The 21320-nt window shown below is 49.8% G+C and carries 25 protein-coding genes; all 25 read left to right on the top strand.

What is annotated here, in order from left to right; genetic code table 11:
• Positions 1-17 precede the first annotated feature (17 nt).
• Entirely contained in the window at positions 18-563 is a 546-nt protein-coding gene (locus ACSFXJ_RS15535) for a flagellar hook capping FlgD N-terminal domain-containing protein (RefSeq protein ID WP_435921245.1), read from the top strand.
• Positions 560-943, top strand: a complete 384-nt coding sequence (locus tag ACSFXJ_RS15530) for a TIGR02530 family flagellar biosynthesis protein (protein ID WP_435921244.1) — start codon at positions 560-562, stop codon at positions 941-943. The genes ACSFXJ_RS15535 and ACSFXJ_RS15530 overlap by 4 nt, the downstream gene beginning before the upstream one ends.
• 93 nt (positions 944-1036) lie before the next feature.
• Positions 1037-1858 carry a flagellar basal body rod protein FlgG gene (gene flgG / locus ACSFXJ_RS15525; RefSeq protein ID WP_435921243.1) on the top strand — a complete coding sequence of 274 codons (822 nt, stop codon included), beginning with the start codon at positions 1037-1039 and terminating at the stop codon, positions 1856-1858.
• A gap of 59 nt (positions 1859-1917) precedes the next feature.
• On the top strand, positions 1918-2142 hold the full coding sequence (locus ACSFXJ_RS15520) for a flagellar FlbD family protein (protein ID WP_435921242.1): 225 nt from the start codon (positions 1918-1920) through the stop codon (positions 2140-2142).
• Positions 2139-2609: a flagellar basal body-associated FliL family protein gene (locus ACSFXJ_RS15515; protein WP_435921241.1), complete on the top strand. Its 471-nt coding sequence runs from the start codon at positions 2139-2141 to the stop codon at positions 2607-2609. Before ACSFXJ_RS15520 ends, ACSFXJ_RS15515 begins: the two co-directional genes overlap by 4 nt.
• Before the next feature lie 44 nt (positions 2610-2653).
• Positions 2654-3652, top strand: coding sequence for a flagellar motor switch protein FliM (fliM, locus tag ACSFXJ_RS15510; protein WP_435921240.1), 999 nt, complete (start codon positions 2654-2656; stop codon positions 3650-3652).
• Positions 3642-4874: a flagellar motor switch phosphatase FliY gene (gene fliY / locus ACSFXJ_RS15505; protein ID WP_435921239.1), complete on the top strand. Its 1233-nt coding sequence runs from the start codon at positions 3642-3644 to the stop codon at positions 4872-4874. Before fliM ends, fliY begins: the two co-directional genes overlap by 11 nt.
• Before the next feature lie 27 nt (positions 4875-4901).
• Positions 4902-5267, top strand: a complete 366-nt coding sequence (locus tag ACSFXJ_RS15500) for a response regulator (RefSeq protein ID WP_435921238.1) — start codon at positions 4902-4904, stop codon at positions 5265-5267.
• Positions 5268-5272: 5 nt separating this feature from the next.
• On the top strand, positions 5273-5818 hold the full coding sequence (locus ACSFXJ_RS15495; protein WP_435921237.1) for a flagellar biosynthetic protein FliO: 546 nt from the start codon (positions 5273-5275) through the stop codon (positions 5816-5818).
• Entirely contained in the window at positions 5815-6579 is a 765-nt protein-coding gene (gene fliP, locus ACSFXJ_RS15490) for a flagellar type III secretion system pore protein FliP (RefSeq protein WP_435921236.1), read from the top strand. Before ACSFXJ_RS15495 ends, fliP begins: the two co-directional genes overlap by 4 nt.
• A 53-nt stretch (positions 6580-6632) precedes the next feature.
• Positions 6633-6902, top strand: a complete 270-nt coding sequence (fliQ, locus tag ACSFXJ_RS15485; RefSeq protein ID WP_435921235.1) for a flagellar biosynthesis protein FliQ — start codon at positions 6633-6635, stop codon at positions 6900-6902.
• 12 nt (positions 6903-6914) lie between these two features.
• Complete coding sequence (fliR, locus tag ACSFXJ_RS15480; protein ID WP_435921234.1) at positions 6915-7703, top strand: flagellar biosynthetic protein FliR; 789 nt, start codon at positions 6915-6917, stop codon at positions 7701-7703.
• A gap of 17 nt (positions 7704-7720) precedes the next feature.
• Positions 7721-8809: a flagellar biosynthesis protein FlhB gene (flhB, locus tag ACSFXJ_RS15475; RefSeq protein WP_435921233.1), complete on the top strand. Its 1089-nt coding sequence runs from the start codon at positions 7721-7723 to the stop codon at positions 8807-8809.
• Positions 8810-8832: 23 nt separating this feature from the next.
• Positions 8833-10869, top strand: coding sequence for a flagellar biosynthesis protein FlhA (flhA, locus tag ACSFXJ_RS15470; protein WP_435921232.1), 2037 nt, complete (start codon positions 8833-8835; stop codon positions 10867-10869).
• A complete protein-coding gene (gene flhF / locus ACSFXJ_RS15465; RefSeq protein WP_435921231.1) occupies positions 10866-12245 on the top strand; it encodes a flagellar biosynthesis protein FlhF in 1380 nt (459 codons plus the stop codon). Before flhA ends, flhF begins: the two co-directional genes overlap by 4 nt.
• Positions 12242-13132 (top strand): MinD/ParA family protein, encoded by an 891-nt coding sequence (locus ACSFXJ_RS15460; protein WP_435921230.1) that lies wholly within the window; start codon positions 12242-12244, stop codon positions 13130-13132. Before flhF ends, ACSFXJ_RS15460 begins: the two co-directional genes overlap by 4 nt.
• 32 nt (positions 13133-13164) lie before the next feature.
• Positions 13165-14553, top strand: a complete 1389-nt coding sequence (gene cheB, locus ACSFXJ_RS15455; protein ID WP_435921229.1) for a chemotaxis-specific protein-glutamate methyltransferase CheB — start codon at positions 13165-13167, stop codon at positions 14551-14553.
• A gap of 29 nt (positions 14554-14582) precedes the next feature.
• Positions 14583-16646 (top strand): chemotaxis protein CheW, encoded by a 2064-nt coding sequence (locus tag ACSFXJ_RS15450; RefSeq protein WP_435921228.1) that lies wholly within the window; start codon positions 14583-14585, stop codon positions 16644-16646.
• A 28-nt stretch (positions 16647-16674) separates the two neighbouring features.
• Positions 16675-17136: a chemotaxis protein CheW gene (locus ACSFXJ_RS15445; RefSeq protein ID WP_435921227.1), complete on the top strand. Its 462-nt coding sequence runs from the start codon at positions 16675-16677 to the stop codon at positions 17134-17136.
• A gap of 3 nt (positions 17137-17139) precedes the next feature.
• Positions 17140-17766 carry a chemotaxis protein CheC gene (locus tag ACSFXJ_RS15440; RefSeq protein ID WP_435921226.1) on the top strand — a complete coding sequence of 209 codons (627 nt, stop codon included), beginning with the start codon at positions 17140-17142 and terminating at the stop codon, positions 17764-17766.
• Positions 17759-18256 (top strand): chemotaxis protein CheD, encoded by a 498-nt coding sequence (locus ACSFXJ_RS15435; RefSeq protein ID WP_435921225.1) that lies wholly within the window; start codon positions 17759-17761, stop codon positions 18254-18256. Before ACSFXJ_RS15440 ends, ACSFXJ_RS15435 begins: the two co-directional genes overlap by 8 nt.
• Positions 18257-18258: 2 nt before the next feature.
• A complete protein-coding gene (locus ACSFXJ_RS15430) occupies positions 18259-18684 on the top strand; it encodes a hypothetical protein (RefSeq protein WP_435921224.1) in 426 nt (141 codons plus the stop codon).
• A gap of 15 nt (positions 18685-18699) precedes the next feature.
• A complete protein-coding gene (locus tag ACSFXJ_RS15425; RefSeq protein WP_435921223.1) occupies positions 18700-19488 on the top strand; it encodes a FliA/WhiG family RNA polymerase sigma factor in 789 nt (262 codons plus the stop codon).
• Positions 19489-19526: 38 nt separating this feature from the next.
• Positions 19527-20933: a DUF342 domain-containing protein gene (locus ACSFXJ_RS15420; RefSeq protein ID WP_435921222.1), complete on the top strand. Its 1407-nt coding sequence runs from the start codon at positions 19527-19529 to the stop codon at positions 20931-20933.
• 42 nt (positions 20934-20975) lie between these two features.
• A complete protein-coding gene (locus ACSFXJ_RS15415; protein ID WP_435921221.1) occupies positions 20976-21296 on the top strand; it encodes a hypothetical protein in 321 nt (106 codons plus the stop codon).
• Positions 21297-21320: the final 24 nt, after the last annotated feature.

The following is a 21320-nucleotide window of genomic DNA, read 5'->3' as shown; positions in this document are numbered from 1 at the left end:
GGAAAGGAGGCAAGATCATGGCCGATATTATGTCAACCGGGGTGAATTGGCCTAACTATTCCACGGAAAATGTAACCAAGGCAAGCAAGAAGAATGGCGGCGAATTGGGTAAGGATGATTTTTTGAAGCTGATGATAGCTCAATTGCAATATCAGGATCCGTTGTCACCGATGGATAACACGCAAATGATCGCTCAGATGGCCCAATTTACTTCTGTCGAACAGCTTGCCAACATCAAAGATCAGTTAACCGCAATGAGCCAATCTCTAGGAAGCAGTTCAGGCTTGATTGGTAAAATCGTCAGTTGGTCCGGAGAAACCAAGACGGGGAACTATGATATTAACACAGGACAAGCCGAAGTCATTCAAACCGTGGATAGCGGTTTGGTAGATTCCGTTATCGTCCGCAGCGGGGTTCATTATCTAAAGGTCGGCGACAAGGAAATCGAACTTTCCAAAGTCATTCAGGTTGAAAATGCGCCTGAACCTGTAACCGAGACCGGCCAGGAGACGGATGCGAGTTCTGCAAGCGTACCGTCGGAGCAGGGAGCGGATACACCATGAGTGATCCCATTCGCATTGGCGCTCTTTATCCCGGACGCATCCAACCCGGAACGTTAACACCGGGCAGGAATGCCTCTTCGACTAAGACGCAGGACGGTAGTTTCAAAGAGTTGCTCGGCAATTCGATTCTGCAGTTCAGCAACCATGCGGTGAAGAGGTTGGAACAAAGAGGCATCGAGATTAAACCGGAACAGCTGAGTCAAATCGAGTCGGCCATCAACAGCGCCGAAGCCAAAGGCGCCAAAGATTCACTTATATTAATGAAGGATATGGCCCTTATCGTGAATGTGAAGAACCGGACCGTCGTCACGGCGATGGACGGAAACAGCATGAAAGATAATGTGTTTACCCAAATTGACAGCGCCGTAATTATTTCGTAATCGTGGCTGGCCCGGATTCGGAAAGCCACTCCGGCCCGCAGAACGACTGATGCGGTCCAATCATAAATCAGGATTCCAGGGAGGAATAAGTGAATGTTAAGATCCATGTACTCAGGGGTTTCCGGTATGCGCGGGTTTCAAACGAAGCTTGACGTCATCGGCAACAACATCGCCAACGTCAATACCGTAGGTTTCAAAGCCGGCCGCGTTATGTTCAAAGACATTATGAGTCAGACGGTTTCCGGCGTTACAGCGCCTGTGGATGGCGAAAGCGGCGGTATCAACGCCAAGCAAATCGGTCTCGGGGTGTCGATCGGTTCGATCGATACGTTGCACACCGCCGGCAGCGCGATGACGACGAACAATCCGCTGGATTTGCGGATCGACGGGGACGGCTTCTTCCTCGTCAAATTGTCTCCTGACCAGGAAATTCCATTCCTGACTCGGGCAGGGGATTTTCACCTTGATGCTTCCCGTCAAATCGTAACTTCCGACGGCTTGCTCGTATGCGATGCCGGAGGGGAAATTCTCGAACCGATTGGCGATAACGTTACGGCTTTCTCGATTTCGGCCGATGGTACAATCGTACAAAAGCTGGATACGGGCGAGACGGAGCCGGGTGCCCAAATCGGGGTAACGAAGGTAGTAAATCCGGAAGGTCTGGAGAAAATCGGTGGTAATCTCTACCGGGTAACCCTGAACGCCTCCCCTGAGGGAGAACTTGAATATACGACGGCTAATAACGCCGAGGCTGGAACAGGTGCTATTGTTGCCGGACAGCTTGAAATGTCTAATGTCGATTTGACCGGCGAATTTACGGAGATGATCGTCGCTCAACGCGGTTTCCAGGCAAACTCCCGGATTATTACCACATCCGATGAAGTGTTGCAGGAAGTCGTCAACCTGAAGCGCTAGGTTAAAGGATAGCGGGGGAGGGGATCCTTCCTTCCCCTGTCTTTCGCAGGAGGTTAATCATGATTTCAGTAACCAAACTAAACGGTTCGAAAATGTGGCTTAACGCGATGATGATCGAAACCGTGGAGGAGACACCCGATACATACGTAACGCTCATAACAGGCAAACGTATAATCGTGCTGGAGAAGGCGGCCGAAGTGATCGCGATGGTTAATGAGTACTATGGCGAAATCGGTATCCACGCAGCAACTATTAAAGTGCAACAAACGGAGGAATTGTCATGAAAAAGATGGCGCCATGGCTAATTACGATTATGCTCGCGATTACTTTGATCGTACTGGCCGCCTTTTTGCTGGTAAATCAAATGACCGGTCCTGCTTCCGGCGGTGAGGTAAAGGCCGCTACAGAAGATGTAGCACCGAAGCACTTGTCAGCCGATGAAATCGTTAAGGTTACTTCGACGATCGATGACATTAAGACAAACCTGTCGGATCCAAACTATGTCGTAGTGATGAATTTCGCTTTCCAACTCGACAAGGAAACTTCCAAAGAGGCTTTCGACAAAATCAAGGATTTCAAAGTGAAACCGATCATTATCAAAACATTGGCCGATACAAAGCCGGAAGAACTGACAGGAGCCAAAGGCAAGGATAATTTGAGCTCCAAGTTGACCAATCTGATCAACAAGACACTGCCGGAAGGGAAACTGATTCAAATCGATATCACGTACTTTGTTATGACAACGATCTAAGAATATATCGATAAAATCGAACTTCTTTCAAGGGGGTGAATTGTTTGGTAGATGTATTGTCGCAAAATGAGATCGACGCCTTGCTCGCCGCGTTGTCGTCCGGCGAAATGGACGCCGAGGAATTGAAAAAGGAAGAAACGCAGCGTAAAATCCGAACTTATGATTTCAAAAGAGCGGTGAGGTTTTCGAAAGACCATATTCGCAGTTTGACGCGGATCCATGAAAACTTTGCCCGTTTTTTGACCACGTATTTTTCGGCACAGTTAAGAACGTTTGTGCAGATTAACGTCGTTCAAGTAGAGCAGCTGCCTTATGATGAATTTATTCGTTCGATTCCGAAAATGACGATTCTTAATATATTCGAAGCCGAGCCGCTGGAAGGCAGAATGGTATTGGAGGTTCACCCTAACGTGGCCTTCGCCATGCTGGACAGATTGCTTGGCGGTATAGGGACGGCACCGTCCAAAATCGGCTCTTTGACCGAAATCGAGACGATTATCATGGAGCGAATCTTCAGCCGTGCTTTTGAGAGCTTGCAGGAAGCCTGGAAAACGGTGATCGACATTCAACCTCGTCTGGAGGCGTTGGAAACGAATCCTCAATTTATGCAGATCGTTTCTCCGAATGAAACGATTGCGCTTATTTCGTTGAGCACTAAAATCGGGGATACGTCGGGAATGATCAATCTTTGTATTCCGCATGTGGTCATTGAGCCGATCATGCCCAAATTGTCGGTACACCATTGGTTCGTATCCCAGAAAAAATCCCGTGTTCCGGAAGAAGTCGATGCGCTCCGGCATCGCGTGAACAAAGCCAAGCTTCCGATTATCGCGGAACTCGGCGAATCGCAGATCACGGTACAGGAATTTCTGGAATTGTCTGTAGGCGATGTGATTTCTCTGAACAAGCCGGTTCAGGATGGACTGTCTATTCGGGTTGGCGACCGGTTGAAATACATCGGAAGTCCGGGTACTTTGAAAGACCGGATAGCCGTTCAAATTGATGAAATTGTCAGCGAAGGAGTTGAGGAACTTGACGAGTAAAGATTATTTGTCCCAGGAAGAGATTGATGCCTTGCTGAAACAATCGAGCGCAGACTCGGCCCCTGAACCGACAGTATCCGATTATTTGACCCCGCTTGAGCAGGATGCTCTGGGCGAGATCGGGAACATCACGTTCGGAAGTGCGGCAACGGCATTGTCGACCCTGCTTAATAAAAAGGTGGATATCACGACCCCTAAAGTTTCTATTATTACGCGTTCCCAGTTTGAAACGGAGTTCCCTAAGCCGCATGTGGCGGTTCACGTGGAATACGTGGACGGTTTCGAAGGCATGAACTCCCTGGTCATCAAGACGCGGGATGCGCAGGTCATCGCCGATCTGATGCTCGGCGGCGAAGGGAATCCTGCCGACGAGGAGCTGAATGAGATTCATATCAGCGCGGTTCAGGAAGCCATGAACCAGATGATGGGCTCTTCAGCCACATCGATGTCGACGATATTCAACCGGTTCGTTAATATCTCCCCGCCGGGAATCGACATTCTGAACATGACGGACGGTTCCGGCGTAGCAAGTTTGCCGTCCGAGGAAACGCTCATAAAAATTTCGTTCAGACTGACGATCGGAGATCTTATTGATTCCACGATCATGCAGCTGTTGACCGTGAAATTTTCGAAAGAAATGGTGGATAGTCTGATCAACGGCTCTTCGGCTGAAACCGTCGAGGAAGTGGCGGCAGCGGCATCATCCGCGCTTTACGATGCTCCGGCTCCTGCATATGAACCGCCGGCTCCGGCTTATCAGCAGCCGCCGGTATCGGCAGCTCCGCCGATGATGCAGCCTCCGATGCAACCGCCGATGCAGCCGCAGCAGGGATATTATTATCCGCCGCAAGACCGTCCTTACAACGAGCCTCAACACTATGGATCGGCGCCAGGGCGGAACGTGAACGTACAGCCTGTACAGTTTGCCAACCTTGGGAATGCCGGGCTTGGAGCAGCTGACGCAAACAACTTAAATTTACTGATGGACATTCCCCTTAAAGTCACCGTAGAATTAGGGAGGACCCAGAAACAGATCAAAGATATCCTGGAATTGTCCCAAGGTTCGATTATTGAGCTGGACAAGCTGGCCGGTGAACCGGTGGACATTTTGGTGAACAACAAACTGATCGCGAAAGGCGAGGTTGTTGTCATCGATGAAAACTTTGGTGTTCGCGTCACGGATATAGTCAGTCAATGGGACCGCATTCAAAAATTACAATAGTAGAAGTTTAGGGAGGATTTTAAATCAATGGCAAACCGAATTCTAATCGTAGACGACGCAGCATTTATGAGAATGATGATCCGCGATATTTTGACCAAGAACGGGTTTGAAGTCGTTGGCGAAGCACAGGACGGTTCACAAGCGATCGAGAAATTCAAGGAATTGCGTCCGGACCTGATCACGATGGACATCACGATGCCGGAAATGGACGGTATCGCCGCATTGAAAGAAATCAAGAAGCTGGACCCGAACGCTAAAGTCATCATGTGCTCGGCAATGGGTCAGCAGGCCATGGTTATCGATGCGATCCAGGCGGGGGCCAAAGATTTTATCGTCAAACCGTTCCAGTCCGACCGGGTTATCGAAGCCATCAATAAAACGCTCGGATTGTAAGGGAAATGATGACCTTATCACAAACGGACGTCCCAGACTTTGGCAGCGGGGATGTCAGTATATGGGGAAACCTGGTTACGGTCATCGTCGTACTTGCGATCATCATTTTCCTGATTATCTTTTTGATTCGTTTCCTTGGGAAGAAGAACCGGTTCTTTTCGCAAAACAATGCGATCCGCACGATGGGGGCAGTGGGCCTGGGGCCCAACAAGTCTCTGCAGGTGGTGGAAATCGGAAACAGTATCTATCTTGTCGGCGTAGGCGAGGATATTACCTTAATCGACAAAATTTCCGATCCCGAAGAAGTGGTTCAGTTGCAGCAGGCTTTTGAGAATGTGGGGACGGAGTTTGACGGTGTGGCTACGATGTTGTCCGGTTTCGTCTCCCGATTCCGTAAAGAGCCGCCGCCTGAATCCGAGGAACTTCAGGAGACATCTTTTCATGAGGTGTTTCATGCGAAACTGCAAAATATGCCGAATCGAAAACGCCAGATGGAGCAGCTGCTGAAGGATGGCGAACAACAATCTAAAGATCGGTTGAGGGATTCATGAAGAACAAAGTCCTAATTGTGACCTTACTCCTAGCGCTATGGAGCGTACTTGCGGTTACCGTCGCATCCGCCGAACCGGTCGACCCGATTCCGAGCATTGGCATTCAGATTGGCGGGGAGTCGGGTTCAGCATCCGGCACGAGCTCGCTATCCTTGATTTTGATTATCACGGTCTTAAGCGTCGCTCCGGCCATCCTTATTTTAATGACCAGTTTTACCCGAATTGTCATCGTACTCGGATTTGTGCGCAGCTCTTTGGGGACGAACCAAATGCCACCCAACCAGGTGCTTGTCGGTTTGGCCCTATTTATGACCCTTTTTGTCATGAGCCCGACTCTTTCAACGGTCAATGAGGTTGCCCTGCAGCCTTATATCAAAGGAGAGATATCCCAAACCGAGGCGCTGGACAAGGCTGCCGTGCCGATGAAGGAATTTATGTACAAGCATACGCGGGATAAGGACCTTCAATTATTTATGAGCTACACGAAGATGGAAAGGCCGAAGAGCTATGAAGACATTCCGCTCACCGTTATGGTTCCGGCGTTCGCCATCAGTGAATTAAAGACAGCTTTTCAGATGGGCTTTATGATTTTCATTCCGTTTTTGATTATCGACATGGTCATTTCCAGTGTGCTCATGTCCATGGGTATGATGATGCTGCCTCCCGTCATGATTTCGCTGCCGTTTAAAATATTGCTGTTCGTTTTGGTAGACGGTTGGTATTTGGTCGTGAAATCGCTGCTGGTCAGCTTTAACCCATAACCTGAAATCATGTGGTGGACTATATTAATTTGAAAACGGGAGGGGGAGACGGTATGAGTTCGGAGTTTATTATTGGTTTGGCCGGACAAGCCGTTTATACCATTTTGAAGCTCAGCGCCCCCATGCTGGTGATTGCGCTGGTTGTCGGTCTCATCATAAGCGTCTTTCAAGCGACAACCCAGATTCAGGAGCAAACGCTTGCCTTCGTTCCCAAAATCGTCGCCGTGCTGCTTGCCTTGCTGCTGTTTGGGCCGTGGATTCTTTCGACGCTCGTGGATTTCACGTATGGCATTCTGAACAATCTCTCTAATTATATCGGCTAGGGCTAAGAAATTATGGAGACCTTACTGCACGGTTTTTCAATTTACTTGCTTATTTTTTGTCGAATGTCGGCGTTTTTTGTAACAGCACCTATATTTTCAACCCGAGGCGTTCCGGCTCCTTTCAAGATCGGGCTTTCGGCGATGATCGCTTTCATTATCTTGATGATTCAAGGAACGGATCAAACTTTACCGGGCGATTTGGGATACATTTTATATATTTTTCGGGAAGTATTGATCGGACTTCTCATGGGGTTCGTGGCAAACCTGTTTTTTACGGTCATTCAAATGGCGGGCTCCTTTATCGATTTGCAAATGGGTTTGAGTATGGCGAACGTTCTGGATCCGATGACGGGAACAACCGCACCGATAACCGGTAATTTCAAATATATTATCGCGGTTCTGGTCTTTCTTAGCATCAACGGTCATCATTATCTGATCGACGGAGTGATTCGCAGCTACAACTGGATCCCTCTTTCCAATGATGTATTTCAGAGAATCTATCATGGGAATCTTGGGGATTTTCTGGCCAGTACATTCAGCAATACGTTCACCATTGCTTTGCAAATGGCGGCGCCGCTCGTGGTGGCCATGTTTTTGGCGGATGTCGCGCTCGGCTTTCTGGCCAAAACGGCTCCGCAGTTCAACGTATTTGTTATTGGCATACCTTTGAAGATCCTTCTGGGCTTTGCCGTTTTGTTAATTTTGATACCCGGTTTTATTTATGCGTTCGAGCATCTCTTCGAAACCATGTTCAATGCTTTGCACAATTTGTTCGGTGCGCTCGGGAATCGGCCGTCGTAGGAAGGAAGGATCGTTTCGTGACGTATCGGTATCCATTGGATTTACAGATGTTTGCCGGAGAAAAAACGGAGAAAGCGACGCCCAAGAAACGTCAGGACGAAAGAAAAAAGGGTCAAGTCGCGAAAAGCCAGGAACTTGCGGGCGCGGTAGTTTTGCTGGCCTCCTTCCTGTGTCTGATGGTCTTCGGCGGGTATATCAAGGAACGTCTGGTCGCCTTGTTCACCGATGTGTTCTATCACCGTTTGACAACAGATGTAACGAGTGAGAACGTAATGACGATGTTCGGTGAATATGCAGTCCAAATCCTTTTGTTGCTGGCTCCGATATTTCTCGTCGTGATCGTTATGGGCGTGGTTTCCAATTATATTCAGGTCGGTTTTTTGCTGACGGGTGAACCACTGAAGATGAAGTTTAACAAGTTGGATCCGATCCAAGGCTTCAAAAAAATCTTTTCGATGCGTTCCTTGGTCGAGTTTCTGAAGTCCGTTTTGAAAATCGTCATTATCGGCTATCTTGTATACTCGACGCTTTGGGGGGAGCGATCCCAAATCTCGAAGCTCAGCCAGATCCCTGTCGAAGAAGTGTTCCACTATACCGCGAAACTGACGATGAATTTGGGATTGAAAATCGGAATAGCTTTGTTTGTACTTTCGGTGTTCGATTATATCTATCAAAGATACGAGTATGAAAAGGGAATGCGGATGTCCAAGCAGGATATCAAGGACGAATACAAAAAAATGGAAGGCGATCCGCTTATCAAAGGCAAAATCCGCGAAAGACAGCGCCGTATGGCCCTGCAGCGAATGATGCAGGAAGTGCCGAAGGCGGACGTCATCATTACAAACCCGACGCATTTCGCAGTTGCGCTCAAGTATGACGGCTCGCAAATGGAAGCTCCCCAGGTCGTGGCCAAGGGCCAGGACTTTGTCGCTCTCCGGATCAAGGAGATCGCCAAGGAGCACGGCGTTGTAACCATAGAAAACAAGCCGCTGGCAAGGGCGCTGTTTCAAAGAGCGGAAATCGGAGATACGATTCCGGGCGATTTGTTTCAGGCTGTTGCCGAAGTTTTGGCTTACGTATACAAATTGCAAGGTAAAGTGAAATAAGATCGGGATCGGAGGAAGAACCGGTGAAGAAATACAAAGATTTATTCATCCTAGTCGGTATTATCGGTATTGTTCTGCTAATGATCGTCCCGATCCCGACACTGCTCCTCGATATACTTCTCGTCATAAATATATCGTTGGCATTGATCATTTTGCTCGTAGCGATGAACACGAAGGAAGCGTTGCAGTTCTCCATTTTTCCGGCGATGCTGCTCGTTACGACCCTGTTTCGGTTGGCGCTTAATATATCGACGACCAAACTGATTCTGGGACAGGCTAACGCAGGTCACGTGGTAGCGACTTTCGGATCATGGATTTCCGGCGGACAGCCCGTTATCGGATTTATCGTCTTCCTGATCTTGGTGGTTGTGCAGTTTATCGTAATCACCAAAGGCTCGGAACGCGTAGCCGAAGTCGCTGCACGGTTTACGCTCGATGCGATGCCGGGTAAGCAAATGAGTATCGACGCGGACCTTAACGCCGGCTTGATCAACGAACAGCAGGCTCGTGAACGGCGCAGCAAAATTGAACGCGAAGCCGATTTCTACGGGGCGATGGACGGTGCGAGTAAATTTGTAAAAGGGGATGCGATCGCGAGTATTGTCATTCTCCTGATCAATCTGATCGGCGGATTTATTATCGGGATGACCATCCATGGGTTGAGTTTTGCCGATGCGCTTAGTACCTACTCCCTATTGACGATCGGGGACGGCCTCGTCAGCCAAATTCCGGCGCTTTTGATTTCCACGGCTGCCGGCCTTATCGTGACGCGCGCTTCCTCGGAAGGGAATCTGGCGGACGATATTACTTCACAACTGTTTGCGTACCCTAAACTGCTTTATATCGTAGCGGGTACCGTAACGTTACTTGGATTGTTCACGCCGATCGGTCCATGGACAACCCTCCCGTTTGCCGGATTATTGATATTCGCCGCGATTCGAATGCAAAAGAATATGGATCGAAAGCAAATCGAGCAGGAAATCCAGGAGGAAGAACAGCAGATCGAGGAAGTTCGAAGCCCGGAAAGTGTTATCAATTTACTTCAGGTTGACCCGATCGAATTCGAATTCGGTTACGGACTTATTCCTCTCGCGGACACGGCTCAAGGCGGAGACCTGCTTGACCGCATCATCATGATTCGAAGGCAGTGCGCCCTTGAACTCGGGCTGGTCGTACCGGTCATTCGCATACGCGACAATATTCAACTAAGACCGAATGAATATGTCATCAAAATTAAAGGAAATGTCGTCGGTGACGGTGAATTATTACTTAATCACTACTTGGCGATGAGTCCCGGGGTGGATGACGAGTCGATTACGGGGATTGAGACCCAGGAACCGGCGTTCGGCCTACCGGCACTTTGGATCGACGAATCGACGAAGGACCGTGCCGAATTATCCGGATATACGGTTGTGGATCCGCCATCCGTCGTCGCCACCCATTTGACGGAATTGATCAAGAAGCACGCTCACGAATTGCTTGGAAGACAGGAAACGAAAGCGCTGGTCGACAATCTCAAGGAGAACTACGCGGTTCTTGTCGACGAACTGATTCCATCCGTCCTGTCGATTGGGGATGTGCAGAAAGTACTGGCCAAACTGCTTCGCGAAAAGATTTCCATCCGCGATATGGTGACCATTTTCGAGACGCTTGCCGATTACGGGACTTATACGAAAGATCCGGAAGTATTGACGGAATACGTAAGGCAGGCGCTCTCCAGGCAAATTACGCAGCAATACAGCCGTCAAGGAGAAACGATGCGCGTAATTACCGTAGGGCCGACGTTGGAAAAGAAAATCGCGGAGAGTGTTCAACAGACGGAGCAGGGCAGTTATCTTGCGCTTGATCCGGTATCTACCCAGACGTTGTTCCAGAAGCTTTCGGAGCAAATTAACCGCCTTCTGCAGTCCGGACAACAGCCGATCGTCCTGACTTCGCCGACGATCAGAATGTATCTGCGTCAAGTGATCGAGCGAAGCATGCAGGATATCCCGGTGCTGTCCTACAGTGAACTTGAACCCAATGTTGAAATTCAGAGTGTCGGAGTGGTGAATCTATGAGAGTAAAACGCTATATCGTCGACACCATGCCGGATGCCATGTCCAAAATTCGTACCGACCTTGGTAAAGACGCTGTTATTTTGAGCACCAAGGATATCAAGGTCGGCGGGTTCATGGGGATGTTCGGCAAAAAGAAAATCGAAGTTATCGCCGCAACGGAGGGCGAAGAGGAAAAGGCGGCCAAGCCCGACCCGAAGCCGGCTCGTTCTCCCGTCGCCCCGATGGCTCGTCAAGCATTGCCGGATGTGTACAAGCGATCCTCGGAAATGCTGGGGGCTTCATCCGCAGGACCGAAGGCGGCTCCGCCTCCATCTCCTCCGTTACCGACCGATTCGGAAGAGCCCCTTCAAGCGGCAGGATCTCAGGAGCGAGTAGAGGTCCAGTCGCTGGACGAAATAGCGGCCACCCGGTTTAACGAGGCGATCCGGCAAGCTTCGTTGGAACAAAGAAGCGTTCCTGCTCCCCCCAAGGAGACGGCACATTTATCTCTACATCAAAAGGAAGAGCGTTTGCTGGAAGAAATCCGGGAAATGAAAGCCTGGATCGGGCAATTGGCGAAGCAGCAGCATGAGAACCGCGATTTGCCCGAACCTTTGCCTGAAATAAAAAGCAGGCTGAAAAGCCAGGAGTTGTCCGGCGATTTGATTGAGATGTGGGTGGATGCCGCTTACAAGGAGTGGGTTGAATCCGGGAAGACCGCTTCGCCCGAAGCATTGCAACAAATCCTGAGATCCGAAGTGGAGTCCTTTTTGAAGGAACGGATCGGAGCAGGAATCCGCGATACGACGAGGATCGTCTATATCGCAGGCCCTACCGGCGTCGGCAAGACGACGACGATCGCCAAGCTGGCAGCCGACCAAATCTTCCGGGCCCGTAAAAAGGTAGGATTCATTACGGCAGATACGTACCGGATATCCGCTATTGAACAGTTGCGAACGTACTCTTCGATTTTGAACGTGCCGCTCGAAGTCGTACAATCGCCGGGAGATGTTCAGAGAGCGCTTCAGCGTCTTTCCCACTGTGATCTGATTTTAATGGATACCGCAGGAAGAAATTATCTCAATGAGATTTATGTTGCCGAGTTGCACAGCATGTTCGGCAAAGAGGAGAACAGCGAAACGTATCTGGTGTTGTCCCTCACGTCCAAATCGCAGGACATGAGGAAGATTACGGAACATTTCAGCCGCTACGGACTGGATAAAGTGATTTTTACCAAGCTCGACGAAACCGAAAGCGTTGGACCGATGTACAATTTGCTTCATGAATACCCGCTTAAGGTTTCTTACATCGCTAACGGACAAAACGTACCCGATGACTTGCTCGTTGCCGATGTGGAATTGATGATGAGTCTGATATTGGGAGAACGCTTCTCATGACGGACCAGGCACAAGCATTAAGACAACTCGTATCTTCTTGGAACGGCTCACTTGACCGGAAACCGGAAAAGAAAGGCTCTGCCCGTGTCATCACGGTAAGCAGCGGCAAGGGCGGAGTTGGCAAATCCAACTTCACATTGAATTTCGCGCTAACGCTGCAGTCGATGGGACAAAAAGTGCTCATTTTCGACGCGGATATCGGAATGGCCAATATCGATGTTTTGATGGGAGTCCGGCCGAGGTTCAATCTCTATCATTTGTTAAAAGGCGAACGGGATATCATGGAAATCATCGAGTCGGGAACGAACGGCCTTCCGTTTGTAGCGGGAGGCTCCGGCTTGGCGGATTTGTTCACGCTATCGGAAAGTGATCTCAACTATTTCACGTCCCAGATTGAAAAAGTAACGGACGAGATGGACTTGATCATTTTCGATACCGGGGCCGGCCTTTCCAAAGAAACTTTGAAATTTATTACTGCAGCCGACGAATGTTTGGTCGTGACGACTCCGGAGCCGACATCCATCACCGACGCGTATGCACTGATCAAGGTCGTACATGGTATACAAAATGACGTATCCTTTCGCTTGGTGGTGAACCGGGTCACGGGAGAAGAAGAAGCACGGCAGGTGTCAAACAAGATTTCATTGGTTGCCAAACAGTTTATGGACATAGACATTCCGACTCTTGGGTATTTGAGTGACGATGCGCATGTCATGCAGGCGGTAAAAAAGCAAACCCCTTTTACCGCCGAGTTCCCAGGCTGTGCGGCTGCCCGGGATATCAAGCGATTGGCAATGAAGTATATGGATGTTCCACAGGTAAGGCCGGATGATACTTTGTCAGGAATCAAAGGTTTTTTGCATAAATGGTTAAAGCGCGCTAAATGATTCTGCATAAAGGAACAGGAGTGGAACGAAATATGCCTTATCGGGTGATTGTAGTTGACGATTCGGCGTTTATGAGAAAAATTATTTCCGATCTTATCGAACAAGAACCGTCGTTTCAGGTTCAGGCCACGGCGAAAAACGGGCGCGAAGCGATCGGGCTGATCGAGTCTCTTAACCCGGATCTTGTGACGATGGATGTCGAAATGCCGGAAATGAACGGCTTGGAAGCTTTAAAGCTTATTATGGAACGCAAGCCGTTACCCGTAATTATGCTTTCGGGCATTAACGAGCAGGGAATGAGAGAAACGATCATGGCGCTTGAGCTTGGAGCGTTCGATTTTATCCGCAAGCCTTCCGCTTCCACCAGTTCCCACGACATCGAGCAGGTAGGACAGCAACTTAGGGAACAAATCCGGGTAGCGATGGCGGCGAAGGAGCGTAAGGCGGCAAGAAATTCGGCAATTTCGGCGAAATTACCCGAAATCCTTCCGCCTCGTCTTCGTAAACCGACGCCAGGCAGCAAGGCGAAGTCGGATCTTTTCGTAGGCCGATCGGAGAAAGAAAAGCCGGCGGAAAGAGCTCCCGCGAAGAACAGGCTTGCCGAAGTTCCGAAACCGTTAGGGGAAGTATCGGCCGGGCGGGCAGAACGGGACAAAAAACCGGAACCAAAAACGGGTCCCGGAAAAGCAATTGCCAAGGAGCAGGGCGGATCAGCCGCCAAGCCGCGGAGTTCCGCCGGGAAGCCGGCCAACATGCCTTTGGCCGATTTATCAAAGAGCGAAGAAGATGCGAAGGCTGTTCAGACGGCGGTGTCCCAGTCTGCCAAATCTCCGATCCGAGCGAACTTTTCCGATTTGGTCGCGATTGGAACGTCAACAGGGGGACCTAAGGCATTAAAGGCCGTCCTCGAGAAGCTTCCTGCCGGCTTTCCGGCTCCGATCGTGATCGTGCAGCACATGCCGCCGAATTTCACCAAGTCGTTGGCCCAGCGTCTCAACAGCCTTTGCGAACTGAGCGTTCTGGAAGCCGAAGAAGGAATGCGGCTTGAGGCCGGTACGGCATACATCGCTCCGGGAGGCAAGCATATGAACGTCATTTCCGGCCCGGACGGAACCTATCGCCTGTCTTTAACGGAGCAAGAGCCTCGGAACGGACACAGGCCTTCCGTTGACGTCATGTACGATTCTCTGATTCCGCTAAAATCTCTGCGGCGGCATGCGGTGCTTTTAACGGGGATGGGCAGTGACGGGGCCAAGAGCATGAAGAAGCTTTATGATTCCGGCGTCACATCAACGATTGCCGAAAGCGAAGAAACCTGCGTCGTTTACGGAATGCCGCGATCAGCGGTGGAACTTGGTTGCGTAGCTGAAATACTGCCCCTGCACGAAATTGGAAACAGGTTAACACAAGTTGTGAAATAAACGGAATCTCTTGAAGGAGGTGCCTCACCATGGACATGAACCAATATTTATCCATGTTTATCGATGAGTCCAATGATCACTTACAATCACTGAATGAAAATATGCTGGAGCTGGAAAACAACCCCGACGATCTGGCGATCGTTCAGGTCATTTTCCGCTCGGCTCATACGCTTAAGGGTATGGCAGCAACAATGGGATTTGAAGATTTATCCTCGTTGACGCATCAAATGGAGAATGTGCTCGATCTGGTACGGAATGAAAAGCTCAAAATGCAGGATTTCATTTTCGATACATTGTTCCAAAGCCTTGATGCGCTGCAATCCATGGTTCAGGATATTACCCAGGGTGGGGAAGGGAAAGCGGACGTCAGTTCCATCGTGGCCTCTTTGCAAGCCATTGTCCGTGGTGACTCGGCACCATCAGCGCAAGGAGCAAAATCCTCGGGAGGCGGCAAAGCGGAATCCGCTGTCGCGATCCAGCTGGATGAATTCCAATTTTCCGTGTTGGAGCAATCGATTGCCGAAGGGCATAAGGTCATGCACGTCACCGTGGCTATTCGCGAGGATTGCCAATTGAAAGCCGCACGGGCTTATCTTGTTTTCGATCTTTTGGAAAGATACGGAGAGATCGTCAAATCTCATCCGACGGTTCAGGAAATTGAACAGGAACAATTTGATCGCAGCTTCTCGCTCTATTACATAACGCAGAAGGAAGCCGCCGAGCTGCAAAGCATGATTATGAACTTATCGGAAATCGACACCGCGGAAGTCATGCTGCTGGATCAAGAGACGCTTGGCCAATTGGCATCCGGGGGCAATGAGGCGGCCGCGACTGCCGTGGCTGAACCGGAAGCCAAGGAAGCGGCAAAACCGGCGGAGAGCAAAGCATCCAAACCGGAAGCTGCAAAAACCGGGAATCGTCCCGCAGCCGGTGGGGCAGCTCCTTCCAGAACGATCCGCGTCGATATCGATCGGCTGGATGTATTGATGAATCTGCTTAGCGAATTGCTGATCGACCGCTCCCGGCTGGAACAGTTGGCAGCCGAAGTGAAGCGTTCCGACTTGACCGAGACGGTCGAGCATATGAGCCGGGTCGGCAGCGATTTGCAAAACATCGTCTTGAAGCTGAGAATGGTGCCGATTGATACGGTATTTAACCGGTTCCCTCGGATGATTCGGGACTTGGCGAAATCCTTGGATAAAAAGATCGATCTGATCATTACCGGTGCCGAAACGGAACTGGACCGGACGGTTATCGACGAAATCGGCGACCCGCTCGTCCACTTGCTCCGCAACGCGGTGGACCATGGCGTAGAGCCGACGGCCGAACGCCTCGCTAACGGGAAGCCGGAAACCGGAACGGTCAACTTGCGGGCTTTCCATAGCGGAAATCACGTGTTCATCGAAATTGAAGACGACGGTCACGGCATCGACCGGGACAAGGTTTTGGCCAAAGCGTTGAAGAACGGTGTAGTTACGGAAAGTCAAGCGGCGGGTATGACCGATGCCGAAGTATTCATGCTTCTGTTTGCTCCGGGGTTCAGTACTGCCGAGGTTATTTCGGACATTTCCGGCCGGGGCGTCGGGCTTGATGTCGTCAAAACCAAGATCGAGTCGCTGAGCGGCGTCGTGGCCGTAGATTCCACGCTGGGCAAGGGGACGAAGTTTTCGGTACAGCTTCCTCTGACATTGTCGATTATCTCCGCGATGCTGATCAAGGTCGGATCGGAAAAATACGCGATTCCGTTGTCATCCATTGTGGAAACGGGGTTGATACAGCGGAACCAGATCCGCAAGGTTCATGGCTACACGATGATTCCTTACCGGGATTCCCACATACCGTTAATGTCGCTGGCCCAGCTGTTTGAAGTTCCTGATTTCGATGAAAATGCCGAAGAAGAAACGGAAATCGTAGTCGTTCGTAAGGGCGAGCGGTTGGCTGCGCTGACCGTGGAGGATTTTATCGGACAGAACGAAATCGTCATCAAGAACCTGGGCAAATATTTGCCGGCCATTCAAGGCGTGGCGGGAGCTACGATTTTGGGAGACGGACAAGTCGCATTGATTATCGACCCGAACGCGTTCATTAAATAACGTTTCACACATTAAGGAGGGAATTTTCATGGGAGAGGAAATTAAAGTCATCGTTTTCAAATTGGGGCAAGAGGAATACGGCATTGAGGTCGACAAGGTACAAACGATCGAGCGTATGATGCCGATTACCCGCGTACCCAAGACGTTTTCATTCGTAAAAGGCGTTATCAATTTGCGTGGCGTCGTTATTCCCGTCATCGATCTGCGCGGCCGTTTTGGATTGCCGGAAGCCGAACACACGGATCAGACGCGGATTATTATCGTTGCAGCCAATGAATTGGAAGTCGGATTCATCGTGGATTCGGCCAATGATGTCATCGACCTGAATACCGACTCGATCGATACTCCGCCGGATGTCGTTGGCGGCGTAAAAGCCAAGTATCTGCAAGGAGTTGCACGTTTGTCCGACGATCGCCTTCTCGTCATGCTGAATTTGTCCGAAGTGTTGAACAGAAACGAAATTATTCAATTGGAAAGTTTAGAGGGATAAACCGTGGATCTGTTCAAGGACTTTGAAGAATTCAAAATGGACGTGTTGAAGGAGGTTGGCAACATCGGCGCCGGGAATGCGGCTACCGCACTCTCGAGGCTGCTGGACAAGCCGATCGACATGGCCGTTCCCAAAGTCCAAATGCTGCCTTTTGAGGCGATTGCCGAACGGGTCGGCGGTGCCGAAGCGATTGTGCTCGCCGTCTTTCTCAGAGTTGAGGGCGATACGCCAAGCAATCTGTTTTTCATCATGAGCCCGGAGGCAGCCAAAAAGCTGCTTCATAGGCTCGCCGGCCTCAAGGTCGAAAGCGAAGAGAGCTTTTCCGAAATGGAATGGTCCGCGCTTTCGGAAATCGGCAATATTTTGGCGGGATCCTACATCTCCTCCTTGGCCGATTTCACAAACTTGTCGATGGCCCCGTCCGTTCCAGCTCTGGCGTTGGATATGGCCGGCGCGATTCTGAGTTACGGGCTTTTGCAATTCGGCGAAATGGGAGATTCCGCGCTTTTGATCGATACCACTTTCATTGAAGGACAACATGAGGTAGAGGGGCAATTTTTCCTGATACCGGACCCCGAGTCATTTCCAAAAATATTCTCTGCTTTGGGAGTGCCAATGAGTCATGATTGATGAAGGGCGTATCGTAAAAGTTGGTATGGCGGATTTGAACGTGATCTCCGGACAAGGTTTAATTCGTACCACCGGGCTTGGATCATGTGTCGGGGTTACATTGTTTGATCCCGTGCTCAAGGTGGCCGGACTGGCTCACGTTATGCTTCCTTCTTCTGAAATTGCCAGGGAAGGGAATATCAATATCGCCAAATACGCCGATACAGCCGTGCCTGAATTGGTCGGCAGGTTAAAGGAAATGGGGGCTTCCCAAAGCCGTTTGGTAGCTAAAATGGCCGGGGGCTCGCAAATGTTCAGTTTTGCGGGGGTCGGGGATTCCATGAGAATCGGACCAAGAAATGTGGAATCCTGCAAGGCAATGCTGTCGAAGTTCGGTATTCCGCTCCTTGGCGAAGACACCGGAGGGAATTATGGCCGAACGATCGAATTGGACAGTGAAACGGGTATTTTATTCATACGCAGTGTACAAAAGGATATAAAGGAACTGTAGCCATGGCAGGAAAAATTCGTTATCTTCTATTACTTGGATTTATCGGCTTTTTGATTTCTTATTCCGTTTCTGCCGGAAACAACTTGTTCATGACAAGTTTTATCCGGGGACTTATCGCTTTCGCGGTATGGTTTTTGCTTGGCTTTGCGGCCATCTGGGTGATCGGCTTTCTTAAGGAGCAGGAAGTAACCCCGGATGTCTCTGAACTCTCGGCGGCAGCACTGGAAGAGCAGGACAAAGGAAATACCCTTGACTTTACGACACCGGATCAAGACGAGGAATTGAATGATTTGTTGAAGCAAACTCCGGGTAATCCGTCACAGGCGCAAGAGTTTACACCATTGAATCCGCCGAAACTCATCAAAACACTTGACGACAAAGATCCTGAAGAGCTGGCCAAGGTCGTTCGTCACCTGACAGACAAATAAGGAGGGTGAAGGCAATTGAACGAGCGGAAGACATCCCCTCTAAATCACGCCGACATATGGGAACTGTGGAAAGAGCATGGCGATTTGGAGGCCAAGAAACAACTTATCGAGAAGTATTTGCATATTGTCGACTACGTTTCGGGACGTCTGGCCGTGGGTCTGCCAAAGAACGTTTCCAAAGATGATTTATCCAGCAATGGCGTAATGGGACTGATCGATGCGGTCGAGAAGTTTGACTATAAACGCGGGCTTCAGTTTGAAACTTACGCCTCCTGGAGAGTTCGGGGAGCTATTTTGGACGGGCTGCGCCAAGGGGACTGGGTTCCCCGTTCCGTAAGAGAGAAAGCCAAAAAAATTGAAGAAGGCTACCAGCAGCTGGAGCAGCAATATCTTCGGACTGTCACGGATGCCGAGATGAGCGATTATTTGAACGTGACCGAAAAAGAATTCCAGAGCATGCTTCAGGAGGTTGCAGTGATGACCCTTTGCTCGCTCGAGGATCCGATTCGCGAGGAAGAATCGGAGACGAGATTAACATTACTTGTTGACGAAAAGGCCAAAAACCCGGATCATAAAGTTCAGGAGTTTTACTTGCGCGATTCGCTTGCAAAGGGGATTGAAAAGCTGACCGAGAAAGAACGGACAGTCATATCTTTGTTGTATTATGAAGATTTATCGCTAAGTGAAATCGCAGAAGTGATGTCTCTTTCTCCTTCCCGGATCTCGCAGCTTCATTCCAAAGCGATCCTGCGTCTGCGCGGCAGTTTGGAAAAGCAGCGCGATTTGTTGATGAGGGAGGATTAGGACCGCTTCCACCAAGTGAACGGAAGGAGGAGTGACAAATGGCAACGGATGATTTAGGGCAAATCCTTAGTATAACTTTAAATGACGACAAGACCATTGCCTACATTCAGTTTAATAAAAAAGACGAAGAATTCTCTTGTTCGATGGAAGTTTTCCAGCAATTTTTGCATGACCAAGGTTTGAGGTACGGTATTCAAGAAGACATCGTCCGGCGTTTTGTAGCAAATCCGAAAGAGTATTTTTTCAGCAAAACCCCGATCGCAATCGGCGTGGAGCCTCAAAATGGAGAAGACGGCAAGATCCGTTACGCGGTACCTCTTGAAGACGACATTCGGTTTAAGCCGACGGAAACGGAAGACGGTAAAGTAGATTATAAGGATGTCACTCGTCTGAACAATGTCCGCAAGGGACAATTGATTGCCGAATTGGTTCCTCCGCTTCCTGGGATACCGGGTACGGCCGTAACGGGCGAGCAAATTCCCAATAAAGCCGGAAAAGAAGCGCGATTTAAAGTCGGCAAAAACGTCGTGCTCAATCCCGAGAAAACAGCCATGTACGCCGCGATAGACGGTCTCGTAACTCCGACGGACAAAGGCAAGCTGAATGTGTTTCCCGTTTATGAAGTGAACGGAAACGTGGATTACAGCACGGGGAATATTGATTTTGTCGGAACCGTTGTCATTCGGGGAAATGTGTTGTCCGGTTTTAAAGTGAGCGCATCCGGCGATATTCGTGTTATTGGAGGCGTTGAAGGGGCCGAGCTTTATTCGGAAGGCTCCATTGAAATCACGGGCGGCATTATCGGTTACAACAAGGGCCTGGTTAAGGCAGGGCATCATGTCAAAAGCTCTTTTATCCAGGACGGCAATGTCATAGCGGGCGAAAATATTATCGTCACGCAAAGCATCATGCACTCCAACATCCGCGCAGGCAAAGACGTGATTTGCAGCGGTTCGAAAGGCTTGATCGTCGGCGGCAGCATCCAAGCCGGAGAACGCGTCACCGCGCGTATTATCGGGAACCCGATGTCCACGACGACTTCGGTAGAAGTCGGCGTACTGCCGGAACTTCGCAACGAGCTCATCGATTTGCGCCAGCAAGTGAAGGATATCATGATGAATCTGGACAAAACGGATAAAGCATTGACTTTGCTGGACCAGCTGGCTTCTCTGGGAAAACTGTCTTCGGACAAGCTGGAGATGCGCGCCAAGCTGGGCATGACCAAAAAGTCGAACCTTCATGAAATGAACGATCTCAAGGAACGGATGCTGGAAATCGAGAAGGCGTTGGAGGAGACGGGGAAAGCGCGTGTCGACGTTCTGAATATGATTTACGGCGGTTCCAAAATCGTGATCGGAAGATACACAAAATACATTAAAGAACCGATCTCCCGCATGTCATTCTATATTAGTGAGGGAGACATTTCTATGTCTCCGTACGTTTAACGCCAGAGCGTTTATGTCGAATTGAAATGACGGGGTGATTCCATGAATATGAAACCAGTGGAATTGCAAATCGCGGTTCCCCGGACAACCGAGGCCGGGCGAGTTCAACAAGAAGTACAGCAAAGGCCTCTGATCGATCAAAGTCTGCTTTCGGCTGAAAGCATCAGGGAACATGAGGTTGAACGAAAACGGAGCTCCAACATTGACGAAAGCGCACACAATTCGACCATTAATCGGGATGAACATCCCCAAGGCGGACAGCGCCAACATCAATCCTCCTCAGGCCAAAAGCATGACGAACAGGAAAAGGAGCATCCGGCCGAGCACCCCTACAAGGGAAAGCATATTGATTTATCTCTTTAAAAAGGCAGTTCAAAAAGGTGAGGA

Source organism: Paenibacillus salivarius (assembly GCF_051307165.1).
Classification (GTDB): domain Bacteria; phylum Bacillota; class Bacilli; order Paenibacillales; family Paenibacillaceae; genus Fontibacillus.
Note: the sequence above shows the minus strand (reverse complement) of the source record. Positions and strands in the feature narration are given on the sequence as shown.